11 protein-coding genes are annotated in these 13,460 nt (G+C 61.2%); 4 read left to right on the forward strand and 7 right to left on the reverse strand.

The genetic code is table 11. The annotated features are described in order from the left end of the window. Positions 1-286: 286 nt before the first annotated feature. The 5 genes from IPM49_09190 to IPM49_09210 all read right to left on the reverse strand — a co-directional run bounded on the left by IPM49_09190 (position 287) and on the right by IPM49_09210 (position 7,787). Positions 287-1,264 (reverse strand): PQQ-like beta-propeller repeat protein, encoded by a 978-nt coding sequence (locus IPM49_09190; protein ID MBK9274699.1) that lies wholly within the window; start codon positions 1,262-1,264, stop codon positions 287-289. A gap of 503 nt (positions 1,265-1,767) precedes the next feature. Next, positions 1,768-2,415 (reverse strand): T9SS type A sorting domain-containing protein, encoded by a 648-nt coding sequence (locus IPM49_09195; protein ID MBK9274700.1) that lies wholly within the window; start codon positions 2,413-2,415, stop codon positions 1,768-1,770. A gap of 61 nt (positions 2,416-2,476) precedes the next feature. Beyond that, positions 2,477-3,967, reverse strand: coding sequence for a hypothetical protein (locus tag IPM49_09200; protein ID MBK9274701.1), 1,491 nt, complete (start codon positions 3,965-3,967; stop codon positions 2,477-2,479). After that, positions 3,964-7,335: a hypothetical protein gene (locus IPM49_09205; protein MBK9274702.1), complete on the reverse strand. Its 3,372-nt coding sequence runs from the start codon at positions 7,333-7,335 to the stop codon at positions 3,964-3,966. The genes IPM49_09200 and IPM49_09205 overlap by 4 nt, the downstream gene beginning before the upstream one ends. Next, positions 7,332-7,787, reverse strand: a complete 456-nt coding sequence (locus IPM49_09210) for a hypothetical protein (GenBank protein MBK9274703.1) — start codon at positions 7,785-7,787, stop codon at positions 7,332-7,334. The genes IPM49_09205 and IPM49_09210 overlap by 4 nt, the downstream gene beginning before the upstream one ends. Positions 7,788-7,898: 111 nt before the next feature. Here IPM49_09210 and IPM49_09215 point away from each other — a divergent pair, with 111 nt between their 5' ends. The 4 genes from IPM49_09215 to IPM49_09230 all read left to right on the forward strand — a co-directional run bounded on the left by IPM49_09215 (position 7,899) and on the right by IPM49_09230 (position 11,851). Further along, positions 7,899-8,330, forward strand: a complete 432-nt coding sequence (locus tag IPM49_09215; GenBank protein MBK9274704.1) for a type I restriction enzyme HsdR N-terminal domain-containing protein — start codon at positions 7,899-7,901, stop codon at positions 8,328-8,330. Positions 8,331-8,384: 54 nt separating this feature from the next. Beyond that, positions 8,385-9,929: an Eco57I restriction-modification methylase domain-containing protein gene (locus IPM49_09220; GenBank protein ID MBK9274705.1), complete on the forward strand. Its 1,545-nt coding sequence runs from the start codon at positions 8,385-8,387 to the stop codon at positions 9,927-9,929. Then, positions 9,913-10,911, forward strand: a complete 999-nt coding sequence (locus tag IPM49_09225; GenBank protein MBK9274706.1) for a restriction endonuclease — start codon at positions 9,913-9,915, stop codon at positions 10,909-10,911. The genes IPM49_09220 and IPM49_09225 overlap by 17 nt, the downstream gene beginning before the upstream one ends. A gap of 397 nt (positions 10,912-11,308) precedes the next feature. Then, the gene (locus IPM49_09230) at positions 11,309-11,851 is read left to right on the forward strand and encodes a hypothetical protein (protein ID MBK9274707.1); all 543 of its coding nucleotides are present in this window, start codon (positions 11,309-11,311) and stop codon (positions 11,849-11,851) included. Here the strand turns inward: IPM49_09230 and IPM49_09235 are convergent. Together IPM49_09235 and IPM49_09240 are read right to left on the reverse strand one after the other, a co-directional pair. Next, positions 11,832-12,032, reverse strand: coding sequence for a hypothetical protein (locus IPM49_09235; GenBank protein MBK9274708.1), 201 nt, complete (start codon positions 12,030-12,032; stop codon positions 11,832-11,834). The genes IPM49_09230 and IPM49_09235 overlap by 20 nt on opposite strands. A gap of 621 nt (positions 12,033-12,653) precedes the next feature. After that, positions 12,654-13,346 carry a hypothetical protein gene (locus IPM49_09240; protein ID MBK9274709.1) on the reverse strand — a complete coding sequence of 231 codons (693 nt, stop codon included), beginning with the start codon at positions 13,344-13,346 and terminating at the stop codon, positions 12,654-12,656. Positions 13,347-13,460: the final 114 nt, after the last annotated feature.

Genomic DNA, 13,460 nt, shown 5'->3' on the forward strand with positions numbered 1-13,460 from the left:
CTCCCGACTCAGAGGACTCCCGACTCAGAAGACTCCCGACTCAGAAGACTCCCGACTCCCTCCGCATCCTTGTCATCAACGTAATCGCGAAGCGGGCTCTGCCGCTGAAGCGATCTCCCCTTCCCAGCCGTCATCACGCGGTCCGGTCCAGCGGTCGGAGGCTGGAGGCTGGTGGCCGGAAGCTGGAGGCCGAGTCCACGGCTGCCGTCAGGTCTTCTCTGCTTTCAGCTTTCAACTTTCAGCTTTCCGCTTTGCCTCCCTCACTCCACCCCGTCTTCGCGCAAGCCTACGGCGGAGACACCACCACCTTCCCCCCGCTCAGCCACCGCGTCGCATCCAACAGATGCACATGGTAGAGCCCGGAGGGCAAAGAGGAAACTGGAAAGCTGAACGCTGAAACACCGTCCGGTAGCGCATGCTCCTGCACCAGCCGCCCAGCCGCATCCGTCAGCGCCAGGCGAAGCGGACCGCGCAATGCAAAGCCTGCTGGAAGGTCGATCGCCACGTGCAGCTGCCCCTGCGCATGAACAGGGTTCGGCCACAGCCGCAGCGCATCCCGCAGGTCCGTCACCTGCTCCTGCACCCCGTCGAACACCTGGCAGCCCGGCACCAGGCACCCGAAACTGTCCACCTTCACCAGCCACGCGTCCTGGCTCACCAGCGCGCTGTCAAAGGCCGTTCCTGCCATGATGAAGCCCCCGTCCAGCGTGCGGCGCACATCGTAGGTGTAGTTCGGCAGGTCCGTGGTCTGGTAGTAGCGCTTCCACAACAGGGTGCCCGTGCTGTCCAACCGGGACAACATCCCTACCTGCACCCCGTTCAAGGTCTGCGCTCCGCTCACCACCAGGTCGCCGTTGTCCATTTCAATGGGCTTGGCAAAGTACACGCCGAACTCCGGTGGGTCCGGGTCCGGCGCGGACCACACTTCATCGCCATTGGCCTCCAGCAGGTACAGCACGGGGCGTTTGTTGGTCCCGCTGCTTGCGCGCTCGCCGCCAGCCAGGGCGATCCGTCCATTCCGTAGCACGGTGGCGAATCCGGTATTGTCGCTCCACGGGCTGCCGTAGCTGCGCTGCCACAGCAACTGCCCGTTGGCGTTCGTCTTCATCACGTGCAGGTCGTACTGCCCGCCGCTCTGCACCTTGTAGCCCGCGAGGATGAAGCCACCATCTGCCGTGGTGTCGATGCTGTAGGCTACTTCGGATAGTTGCGGATTTCCCAAGGTTCTGGTCCAGAGCGTGTCGCCGTTACCAGCGAAGCGCATCAGATAGAATTGGTTCGATCCCGGGTCTGAATAACCTGCTATCGCAAACCCACCATCAGGTAGGAGAACCATACCATTGGGACCATCATAGACAGAAGTTTCGATCTGCCTGGACCAAAGACTGTCACCCTCGGCGCTGAAGCTGGTCACCAACAGGTCGGACCCGGCGGTTCCGGTCGGGAACAGCACGCCTACCCACAACCACGTCCCATCAGCTCTGATCCCAACGCACCGGGAGAGTCCACATTGAAGTGTACCGGATCCGTAGGTCGTCGGTTGTGTCCATAGCAGCTCACCATTTGTGTCAAGCCCGCAGGCCACTGCATGTCCCGTACTGCCTGTGTTGTACCGCACAATGGTGCGGTATGTACTGTCCGGGTATTGTGCAACACCTCCGATCAGGTCCGGTCCGCCTGCCCCGTTCAGCAGCCGCATCCAGCGATCATCTTGGCCCAACACTATCAGTGTGAGCAGCTGTAGTAGCGGGAGCAGCACATACCGGCTCATGGTGCGGTCAGGATCAAGCGGAGTTGCTCAAAATGTCCATCCGCTTGTTCAACCACAAGCAAATAGAGTCCTGGTTGTGCCGGTCCTGGGTCATAGTGCCCTTTGTTATGGTTCAGGCGTAGCTCGCGGCCTTCGGTGCTGTACATCCGGATGGACCGGATAACTGTTCCGTCTTCGTGCATCACGCCGAACGTCCCAGCGGTCGGATTCGGATACAATGTGAGCGCAGTCCTAGCCCCAGGCTGTTGTACCGCTTCCATGCTCCTTATGCCTGGCAGGTCATCGTTCAGCTTCCACGGGCAACGCATGTAGGGCTCACGCGTCACATGGCGCAGCAGCGCCTTGGGGGCCATGGCACCATAGGGGTCGGCTTCGATCAGCTCCCGCAACCAGGTCACATAGGCGGGGTCCTCCTGGTTCAACCCAGCCATCACGCTCAAGCGCAATTGGTACAATTGGGTGGTCAGGCTGGGGTTACCGCCTTCCTCGGCCAGTAGCAACTGGATCACCGAGTCCGCAGCCGCCAGGTCGCCCACGCACCGGCCCATCGCAGCGCCTCGCAGTGACGAGAACTGGAATTGCTCAGCGTCCTCTGCCCCTCTGCGTGAGTTCGTGTCCACCGCTGCCGTCAGGTCGCCACCCATCTTCCTTACTGGCTCTTCCTTCTTGTTCCTTCTTCCTTCCTGGTCCCGTCTTCGCGCAAGGCTACGGCGGAGACACCACCACCTTCCCCCCGCTCAGCCACCGCGTGGCATCCAGCAGATGCACATGATAGAGCCCGGAGGGCAAAGAGGAAACTGGAAAGCTGAACGCTGAAACACCGTCCGGTACCGCATGTTCCTGCACCAGCCGCCCGGCCGCATCCGTCAGCGCCAGGCGAAGCGGTCCGCGCAATGCAAAGCCTGCTGGAAGTTCGATCGCCACGTGCAGTTGCCCCTGCGCATGAACAGGGTTGGGCCACAGCCGCAGCGCATCCCGCAGGTCCGTCACCTGCTCCTGCACCCCGTCGAACACCTGGCAGCCCGGCACCAGGCACCCGAAACTGTCCACCTTCACCAGCCACGCGTCCTGGCTCACCAGCGCGCTGTCAAAGGCCGTTCCTGCCAATATGAAGCCCCCGTCCAGCGTGCGGCGCATGTCATACACGTATTGGTCCACCACCAGGTTGGTGCTGTACGTGCGGCGCCACACCGGCTCCCCGTCCACAGCCAGCCGCATGGCCATCCCCACCACCGCCCCGTTGAGCGTGTCGGTCGCCGTGCCACCCACCGCACACCCGCCGTCCTCCAGCTCGATCGGTCTGGTGAAGAACACCCGGTTGTTGTCCTCCGGATAGTCCCGGCTCCACAACGTATCGCCGTTCTCCGCCAGTCGGTAGAGCACCGGCTTGGGCAGCCCCACGGCCGCGATCTTCCGCGCACCGGCCAAGAGGTAACCTCCGGCACTGTGGCGGCTGATGAAGCCCGGATTGTCATCCCACGGGCTGCCGTAGCTGCGCTGCCACAGCAGTTGCCCCGTGGCGTTCGTCCGCATCACGTGCAGGTCGTACTGCCCGCCGCTCTGCACCTTGTAGCCCGCGAGGATGAAGCCACCATCCGCCGTGGTGTCGATGCTGTACGCATTCTCCCCATGTTGGCTACTTCCTAATCTCTTTGTCCAAAGGGTGTCGCCGAATGCGCTTAGGCGCACAATGAAGAATTGGTTCTCACCATCGCTGTGCAACCCTGCAAGTGCGGCACCACCATCACTGGTCAATGTCATCGCATTACACCCTTGTGATCCGGTCTGTTCAAGCCGAATGCTCCACAGGCTGTCGCCGCTTTCCGTAAAGGCCTGCACCAGTGCATCAGGGTCCTGGTTTCCGCCCGGGATAAGACTTCCCGCCCACAACCACGTCCCATCCGCTCGCACACCAACACATCTGGACAATCCGCAGAGCAAGGTGCCTGCGCTATGGCTTGTCGGTTTCCACCACAACGGTTCGCCGCTCGTGTCTAGCCCACATGCCACGGCTATACCTGTGCCGCCGATGTTGTACCGCACGATCGTCCGGTAGGTGCTGTCCGATGCCTGATCTACACCGCCGATCAGGTCCGGGCCGCCTGCCCCGTTCAGCAGCCGCATCCAGCGTTCATCTTGGCCCAACACCATCAGTGTGAGCAGCTGTAGTAGCGGGAGCAGCACATACCGGCTCATGGTGCGGTCAGGATCAAGCGGAGTTGCTCAAAATGTCCATCCGCTTGTTCAACCACAAGCAAATAGAGTCCTGGTTGTGCCGGTCCCGGGTCATAGTGCCCTTTGTTATGGTTCAGGCGTAGCTCGCGGCCTTCGGTACTGTACATCCGGATGGACCGGATGACTGTTCCGTCTTCGTGCATCACGCTGAACGTCCCAGCGGTCGGATTCGGATACAATGTGAGCGCAGTCCTGGCCCCAGGCTGTTGTACCGTTTCCATGCTCCTAATGCCTGGCAGGTCATCGTTCAGCTTCCACGGGCAACGCATGTAGGGCTCACGCGTCACATGGCGCAGCAGCGCCTTGGGGGCCATGGCACCATAGGGGTCGGCTTCGATCAGCTCCCGCAACCAGGTCACATAGGCGGGGTCCGCCTGGCTCAGACCTGCCAGCACGCTCAACCGCAGTTGGTACAATTGGGTGGTTAGGCTGGGGTCGCCACCTTCTGCATCCACGAGCAGTTGGATCACCGAATCTGCCGCCGCCAGGTCGCCCAGGGCCAGGTAGTAGGGCACCCAGCGCTGCAGCTCCGCACCCTCCTCCAACACCTCCAACAAACTGTCCAGGGTCTCGTGCTCCAACACATGGTGGATCAGCATGTTCTCGGTGCTGCGCAACACGGCCCGGAGCGTTGCAAGCCGCTGTTCCAGCGCTACGATCGCCGTGCTATCCTCCTCGTGCTCCAGCTCCTCCTCCGTGTCCGTGATCAGGCTTTTGTCGGCATCTCGCCGCTCTTTGAGTTCTCCTTTCGTTGCCAGTAATAGCGCAACACAGACCCTTTCATCAAAACCTCCGCACTCGTTGAGCGAATCCACATTTGATTCGATCGGTAAGCTTGATTGGACATCCGAGTACATGAAACCGGGATTATCGGCTAGTGTATTGTCGTCGAAGTAAACATGGTCCTTGGTGGCCGTATCGGAATCAAGCGTTGAGAATGTGTTGCCAGCTTGTGTGTACGGGAAGTCACAGCTCCCCTGGTCCCGCAGAAGGCCGAAGTTCAGGCTGTCGCCGCTGATCCAGTTGCTCACCACCGCGATGTCGTGCCGCTGCACATCCCCGCCCACGCCGAAGCTGTTGCACTCCAACATCAGCCCGGCACCGTAGTACGCATCACCCTTGTTCAACCCTTCGCACTGCACACCCACATGCACCCCGCCGATCTCGTTCATGTGCGCCAAACTCACGTGCTCGTCCGTGCTGCTCCCATTGCTGCGGTTGATCACCATCCCGTAGCTGAGTCGCGTGGCGCTGCTGTCCAGCGCGGGGGCCCGGATGCTGTTGCCTTCAATGTGCATGTTCCGGCTCATCAGGGTGTAGATGCCCACCGGGTGGTCGTATCCCACGTTCACATCATCGTCCGCATAGCCGTGCTCTGGGCTCGGTGGCACCACGATCGTATTGGCCAGGATCTTCGAGGGGCTCGCCGCACCCACCACCAGGATCGAGTGGATGCAGTCGGTGAACGCGTTGTTCGCGATCCGGTGGGCGGTGTACGAGGTCTCGTCGTTCTCCGTCCACACCCCCTCGCTCAAGCCTTGGAACTCGTTGCTGTAGCAGGTCACGCTGGCGTCAAAGCCATACACCCCCGTACCCCGTCGGTGCGGCGGTGGAGGTGTGCCCGGCCAGGCCGCGCTGAACATGTTCCCGGTGATCAGCACGTTGAACACACCTTCGAGGCTCACATGCTCCGGTGAGGCGCCCTCCGCCGTCTCCCCATGGTCCAGATCGGCCTCGATCAGGGGTCCTTCGCTTAAAAAGGTGTTGTTGCGGATGTCGCACAAGTTCCGCATCGCTCCGCCGTTCCCTGGATTCGTCGTTCGTTTGATCCGCACCGACCGGCCGTTCTGCCGGAACACACAGCCGTCCAGGTTCACCACGCCCCCGTTGTATGCCTGTTCCCCGCTGGGGTCACCGCTGCGGTACACCCGCACCGCTTCCCGCGCGTGCTCGAACACGCAGCCCTCGGCCTTGAAGTAGCCTTGATGGTCAAAGAACAGGTTCTGTGTGGAGTCCTTCGTCCCCCACACCTCCACCCCGTGCCACATCGTCCAGCAGGCGTTGGTGAAGGTCACCTCATCGGCGATCAGCCGCGCATCCCGCTCCACCACCACCTTGCCCTGCGGTCCAAAGGCCAGTTCCACCCCGCTCCCAAGGGTGAGCGTGGCGCCCGGTCGCACGCGCAGGGTGCCCCCGATCTTCAGCGAGCCGTCCGCGTCCGCGTCCCCCGGCAGCGTGCTCACCGTCCAGGTGGTCGTGCTGTCCACCACCACATCCTTCACCTCCATGTACCCATCGTCCAGGCAGGCCATCCGGCAGGGCTTGTCCGGCGCCACCGCGCTCAGGGGCAGCACCGTGCCGCCCTGGTTCACCACGGTGAAGTTGCCGTCCACCACCGGGTCGTCGTAGTACAGGGTGCCGCCCGCCTCCACCACGATCACCGCGTCCATGATCGTCACGCACGGTTCAATGACCAGCGTGTTCCCGTCCGCGATCCGGTAGAACGACACCGAGTCGCCCAAGGTGCTGGGCATTGGCACCAACAGCGGGTCCAGCAGCCCCAGCGGATCCACCGCCTCCACATCCGCGCGGCTCGGGTGAGTGCCGTGTACTGTGCGGAAAGTGGTGCCGCCGGGGAACACCAGCGGCGTGCCCTGGTAGGCACTGTCCATGGCGATCGTCACATCGCTCGGGTTGTAGATCACCTTCTCCTGGGCGTTGATCAGCCGCAGGTCGATCGGCTTGTCGATCACGTAGGTGTGGGGGACCTCGTTCCACGGTGCGCCGCCCCAGAGATCGGCCATCTGCCCGCTCACGCTGTCCACGGCATGGCCGGCATAGCAGCTTCCGTTGCTTGCCAGCAGGGGGGCTTCCAGCATCGCGTATGGCGGTGGCCGGTCGGCGGGGGACACACTGTCAAAGGGTTCGCTCAGGTCGGTCGGGTACAGTTGCCATAGGTCCTCCCAGTTCTGCGGCACCGGGAAATAATTCGCCGTTCCTCCGCTGGCCACGCCGCTCCAGCTCGCATTGGAGGTGGCCTCGTAGGTGTGTCCGGCGCTGTCCGTGCGCACAAAGGGCCGGAAGCACAGGTCGTAGTACTGCTTGGCGTTCGAGGGTCCGTCAATGAACGGATAGTACCGCATCCGTCCGCGGGTGTGGTCATACACCCAGCTCACCGAGTCCAGTGCGACCCCGCCGTCATCGTGCAGGTACACCGTGTGCTTCAGCACCGTATGGGGCAGCACACTGCGGCGGCCCAGGTCCCCGCAAGCGGAAGGCGCGCCACCCGCGATCATCTGGTCCGAGGCCAGCACCTGGTAGTCGCTCATCCAGGCCGACCCGCCCCCTCCGAGCCGGTGAAGTCACCCCGCACCTCCCGCATCAGCGTGCGGGTCGGCTCCGGCAGGTATGGATCCGTGCTGTTCCAGGCCCAACCCGTGCAGCCATAGCCTTCGTCCGTATAGCCATAGCTCAGCAGGTCCGGCATCACCATGGGTCTCAGCACCGTGTCCGGCGGCCCGGTCGGTGGGGTGAAGGGGAAGGACACCACCTCGATCCGGTACGTCGCGTAGCGGTCGGCATCCCCCAGGTTCCAGTGCCCATCGCTTAGGAAGATCTGATACTCCCCCACGTAGTTGCTGCAATTGCCCCCGCAGTTCAAGGGTACCGGAACCTCGAAGACCTGTCCATTGTGGTCCTGGTACGGGTTCACCATGTACTGCCCGCATAGCGGCAGCCCCATCGTCACCGCTACGAGCATCCCGGTGCTCCGTCCATCCATGGGTGGGGGGTTATGGGAATGAAGGTAAGGGTTCCCCGCTATTCCCCCACCGGTTCCCCCAACACGTTCCACCATCCCCTATACTTACCCCCATCTCGATCGACAGATTCCATGGCAAAGCAGAAGTCGGACAAGGTCACACCGCGTGTAGAGGTGGTGCGTGATGGCAAGGGCCGCATTAAAAGCCACCTCCGCGACAAGTGGCTCGTGGAAACGCCCGAAGAGGCGGTACGGCAACAGTACGTGTGCGTGCTGGTGAACGAGTACGGCTATGCGCTGGTCCAGATGGCCGAGGAAATGCGCATCGACGGGGACCGTGGCCACAGCGATGCCCGGGCGGACATTGTGGTTTGGCGCAGCGCGGCCGAGAAGCGCGAGAAAAAGATCCCCCTGGTGGTGGTGGAGTGCAAGGCCGAGAACATCACGGTGGAGCAGAGCACCTACAAGCAGGGCGGTGCTTATGCCAACTACACGAAGTCTCCCTTCTTCGTAGCCCACAACCACCGGTGGTCGAAGTACCTCGCCCACTCCCTCATCGCCTGATGTTCGGCGCACCTCAGGGGTATTGAGATTGGTTAGAACTTAGCCGCACGGACCATGGCACGTAGAGTAGAACGATTGGAGGACTTGGACGCAGTGGTGAGTCGCTTGGATGTTCTTGAAGTCGACGCCGCCGAAGCGTTGGTTGACCGCACGAGGAAGTCAGCATTAGGTCAGTTCCTAACACCTCCACCAACGGCGGTGTTGATGGCGTCGATGTTCAGGACCTATCGCAAGCATGTCAAACTGCTCGACGCGGGTGCGGGTGCGGGTGCACTGACACATGCTCTCGTTCAACGACTACTTGCTGACACTGATCGTCCCAAGCAGATAAGCGCTACTGCGTACGAGCTTGACCCACTGATGCTTGACGGCCTTCGCTCCACGATGAAGGATTGCCAAGACCGGTGTAAGCAGCATGGTGTGCGCTTCGAGTACCACATCCACGCTGAAGACTTCATTGAAGGCGCGGCAGGCATGTTGCGCGATGATCTGTTCGCGAGTGATCGGACCAGCTTCAACACGGCCATTGTCAATCCCCCGTACCGCAAGATCAGTAGCACCTCTCAAGTCAGGTCCTCACTGAGTTCGGTTGGCATTGAAACGAGTAACCTCTACACCGGGTTTGTGGCGCTCATGATCCGCCTGCTGGAACCGGGCGGTGAGCTTGTTGCCATCACTCCCAGGAGCTTCTGCAATGGTCCATACTTCCGGCCTTTCCGGGCTGACCTGATGAGCCGGACCGCTCTTCACAGGCTGCACCTATTTGACTCGCGAACCGCTGCGTTCAAAGGGGATAAAGTGCTCCAGGAGAATGTCATCTACCATGCTGTCGTCGGCAAGCCGGCACCTCCGGATCTGGTCATAAGTAACAGTAGTGGTCGAGCCGGTGACCCCGTCACGATGAGGAGAGTCCCCATGAGCGAGGTGGTGGATCCAGCCGACCCGGAACTCATGATCCACTTGGAGACCAACCAGGATCAAAGTCGGGCTGCTGGTATCGTTCGCCAGATCAGAACAGGTTTAAAGGACTTAGGCTTGAGCGTATCTACTGGTCGCGTAGTAGATTTCAGAGCAGAAGAGTACATAGTTCAGGAACCCTCTGAGAACACCGTACCGCTCATCTATTCAACGCACTTCGACAAGGGGTTCATCTCGTGGCCCATTCCGTATGGTCGCAAACCGAATGCGATCATTTCAGATCCCGCCACAAAGTCGTTGATGGTGCCTCGTGGCACATACGTACTGGTGAAACGCTTCTCATCAAAGGAAGAGCGCCGCAGGATCGTGGCATGCATTTATGACCCCGATCGTATCGATGCTGATGAGATAGGTTTCGAGAACCATCTCAACTACTTTCACCGGAACGGGGCTGGTCTGGATATGTCCTTGGCTAAAGGTCTTGCCGCATATCTGAACTCTACGGTCGTGGACCAGCATTTCCGGCGGTTCAGTGGCCATACTCAGGTGAACGCCACTGACTTGCGCACACTGCCGTATCCGGCCAAGACTACTTTGGAGCGCATCGGTGCGCAGCTCCGGAGCGAGCCTATGGTGCAGAGCTTGATCGATCAATTGGTGGAGCATGAGCTTGGTCGATAACTGGGAGCTCTTCGATCCATCGGCACCACCGACTGTTCGCCGGCTAAATGAGGCGATAGGGATCCTGAAGCACCTGGGCTTCAGGGGCAAACAAGCGAACGAAGCGGCGGCGTACACGCTGTTGGCCATGGTCGCTCTCGACCCAGCCAAGTCTTGGTCTGAATCCACCGCTCCTTTGCGAGGGATCACCCCGATCATCGGCTTCATCGAGAAATTCTATGGTGTGAGGTATGCGCCGAACACCCGTGAGTCGATCCGCGATGATGCTGTCAAGTTCTTCGTGGAGCATGGTCTGCTCGTGCGCAACCCGGACAACCCGCACAGACCAACGAACAGCGGCAAAACCGTGTATCAGGTCGAGGGGAATGCCTTGGCTTTGCTGCGATCTTACCGTACAAAGGACTGGCAACAAAAGCTCACGGATTATCTCGCACGGGTCGAGCACATTCGGAATGAACTCAAGCGCCACCGTGCGTCGCATCGCATACCGGTTACCCTCCCGGGTGGCGCAGCGGTGACCCTCTCGCCAGGTGGGCAGAACCCCTTGATGAAGCACATCATCGAGGAATTCTGCCCCCGATTTGCGCCTGGAGGTGTGATACTTTACGTGGGTGACACAGAGAGCAAGTTCGGCGTGTTCGAGAAGCCGGCATTCGCTGCCCTGGGGATCAAGGTGCCGGCACCTGCCAAGATGCCCGACGTAGTGGTGCATGATCTTGAAAAGGACTGGCTCCTTCTGATCGAGGCCGTCACTACCGCTGGCCCGATCGACGGCAAGCGTCGCGTTGAGCTCCAGCGATTGTTCAGTGGCTCACGCGCCGGCCTTGTGTTCGTCACAGCCTTCATGAACCGTGCGGACTTCCGCAAGTTCTTACCTGACATCTCTTGGGAATCCGAGGTGTGGCTTGCCGATGATCCAGAGCACATGATCCACTTCAACGGGGAGCGGTTCTTGGGTCCCTATCCGGAAGTGAAGCCCTGAGAGGAATTGCCATTGACGTCTCCGATGATCAGCTCATCATCGCTATTGTTTTGCCCCGCCAAGGCAAAGACCTTCAAGAGCCGGAGTTCCTAAAGCACGTGAAGGAGATATACGAGCTCGGATCTTGGCATTCGTGGTCGGGACCCGATAACGACCGGCTCAAGCCGCGCTTCATGAAAGCGTTGAAGGAGGTTGAAGCAGCGTGCAGTAGGTATGTCGCGTAGTAGCTTCGTTTGCCACAATTCGCATTCGCGTGCCGCAAGCATTTACCCCGCTACCTCGGCCGCGCTACCCGATCGTACGCAAGTTCCCTGTAGCCACGCTTGCTCCATACGTGGGTCTCAGCACCGAGGCCCTTGAATGGTGCGCTCGCAACAGGGTCAGTACCGTGGCCAGCGTGATGCGGACCATGCGGCCGCAAGGCAAGGGAAAGGTGATCAAATGCCCGCCTGCGTTTCGTGGAGAGTTCGAGCGGTTGATCAACCCACTTGGGATACCGGCTGATTGGCCGTTGCACCCGAAAGAGTTCGTTCGCATCGAACAACAATTCGCGCACACCACTGCTGTTTATGGGATCATTCGGTGGGCGATGGCCCAAGCGATCGACAGCTGGTCCGCCCTGCAATACCTCATCCATTTCGAGGATGATTTCCTGCGGCACAAGAGGATTGGCCCGGTCGTGCTCCCAAAGGTGCTCGCATGGCGCGACGAGATGCGCCAGCGCCACCCAAAGCCGGCGCAGCCGCTATCAGCCGATGTACTTACGGGAAGGGTTCAATGCGCTTTCCCTCGCCAACAGCCATCCGCCCAGGCGGGTCCTGCAGATCCCGCTTCACCGCGTGGGCCTTTACGCTCGCAGCTCTCGCTCACCTTCCAACTGGACCTCGCAGATCCTCAGCTCGTGGAGAAGTTGAAAGCCGTCAAGGCCATCCTCGGGTGATCGCCATCTCAGCGGGTTCCTCAACGGCATCCTCAACCGCATCCAGGCCCGCCCTATAAGCTGGTCGGCGCTCACCCATGTCGTCGCAGTGGTCCTCGTCCTCTTTCGCAGTCGGCGCGCGGCTCATCAAGGCCAGGGTTTTAGCAGCAAAGTCCATGGCCAGCGTGGCCTGTTTTAGCATCACCGCTACAAGGACCCACCAGGTCCGCTCGTCCCCCCGCCTCCGGCCTCCTGGCCGTCGGTCCAGGCTCCGCTGGCCTTTTTGCATCCGCCATCCAAACCTCCAGGGCCTGGAATCCAAGCCCACCGGCCGCGCACCCTCGCACCGCTCCACCCTCGCCCGTACCAACCCCGGCCTCCGGCCACCAGCAAACCTTCGAACCCTCAACCCACGACCCCCGCTGGCGCGGATCTGGGCTCCGTGCCATACCCGCATTTCAGTCCCTCTTCCATCAGCATCCATCCCGGCATAGTTCCGTCCATCTGTGTCCATCAGCGTCCATCTGTGGTCAACCCCAGCGAGCCTGCGAGCCCTGCATTCATCTGCGTCATCCCGCTGGGGCGGGACAGGTCCCGCGCCATCTGCGGATGATCCAGCGAGCCTGCGAGCCCCGGCATTACCTGCGTCATCCCGCAGGAGCGGGACAGGTCCTGCGCCATCTGCGGACCCTTCCCCGCCCGCCATCCCGGTCCCTCTTCGTCCATCTGTGTCCATCAGCGTTCATCTGTGGTTTCTTCCTCCTGAAAATGACGAACCCCGGACCAGCGGCCCAGGGTTCGTCGGCGGCGAGCGTTCTCCGTCTTAGGCGGCCACAGGCACCGGGGTCCCCGTGCCCTCGCCGCTTCCCGTTCCAAGGTCCACGATCATCCTGCTGTTGTGGTACTCACGGTAGAACTCCGCGTTCGCCAGCCGGTACTGCTCCACAAGGCTGTCCAGCCGCTTCACCAGCAGCTTCGTGGTGTCCTTGATCAGCATCCGCAGCTCCGCCGTGGCACCCTTGCGCTGCGTGATCGCGTTCCGCGGCGCCGTGATCGCCGCCACATACGCGTCGATCGCACCTTGCAGCGCCGTCAGCGTCGCCGGCAGCACACCATAGTCCGCCAGGCTCGCCACCACCGCCGTCGCTTCGGTGTGGATCCCCTGGCAGTGCTGCGCCACCACGCTGTCCCGGTGACGCAGCAGCGTGCTCCGCGTCACGTTCATCTTGTCCGCCAGCACGCTGTCTCCCACCACCGTCGCGTAGGCCCGCACCCCGCCCGCCACCTGCAGGGTCATCGCCACCATCTCGGCCTCGGCCTCCGCTTTCGCGCGGGCGAAACCCCGGATGTCGATCACCTGCTTCTCCACGCAGGCCTCCAACGACGCGATGTTCGCATCGTACTCCGTCGAAGCGGCCACCATCGCCGGCGTTCCGCTCCATACGGCCCCGTGACGTTCCAGCGTCTTTTGAACCGCATAGAACATCGTCAACTGGTTTTCCTGTTTCTTGTCCATTGGTACTGTGTGTGTGTGTTGGTTTGCTTGATGCTCGCCGTTGGCCGGTTCAACGATCCCTGTGGAAGCCCGGGTTCCGTTTTAGGCCAACAGGTTTTTAACTTTCGATTGTTG

The organism is Flavobacteriales bacterium, assembly GCA_016715895.1.
GTDB lineage: Bacteria > Bacteroidota > Bacteroidia > Flavobacteriales_F > PHOS-HE28 > PHOS-HE28.

Coding starts and splice junctions, on each gene's coding strand:
- IPM49_09190 (MBK9274699.1), bottom strand. CDS start 1,264: ATGCGCTTCGCTGGTAACGGCGACACGCTCTGGACCAGAACCTTGGGA.
- IPM49_09195 (MBK9274700.1), bottom strand. CDS start 2,415: ATGGGTGGCGACCTGACGGCAGCGGTGGACACGAACTCACGCAGAGGG.
- IPM49_09200 (MBK9274701.1), bottom strand. CDS start 3,967: ATGAGCCGGTATGTGCTGCTCCCGCTACTACAGCTGCTCACACTGATG.
- IPM49_09205 (MBK9274702.1), bottom strand. CDS start 7,335: ATGAGCGACTACCAGGTGCTGGCCTCGGACCAGATGATCGCGGGTGGC.
- IPM49_09210 (MBK9274703.1), bottom strand. CDS start 7,787: ATGGATGGACGGAGCACCGGGATGCTCGTAGCGGTGACGATGGGGCTG.
- IPM49_09215 (MBK9274704.1), top strand. CDS start 7,899: ATGGCAAAGCAGAAGTCGGACAAGGTCACACCGCGTGTAGAGGTGGTG.
- IPM49_09220 (MBK9274705.1), top strand. CDS start 8,385: ATGGCACGTAGAGTAGAACGATTGGAGGACTTGGACGCAGTGGTGAGT.
- IPM49_09225 (MBK9274706.1), top strand. CDS start 9,913: ATGAGCTTGGTCGATAACTGGGAGCTCTTCGATCCATCGGCACCACCG.
- IPM49_09235 (MBK9274708.1), bottom strand. CDS start 12,032: ATGCTAAAACAGGCCACGCTGGCCATGGACTTTGCTGCTAAAACCCTG.
- IPM49_09240 (MBK9274709.1), bottom strand. CDS start 13,346: ATGGACAAGAAACAGGAAAACCAGTTGACGATGTTCTATGCGGTTCAA.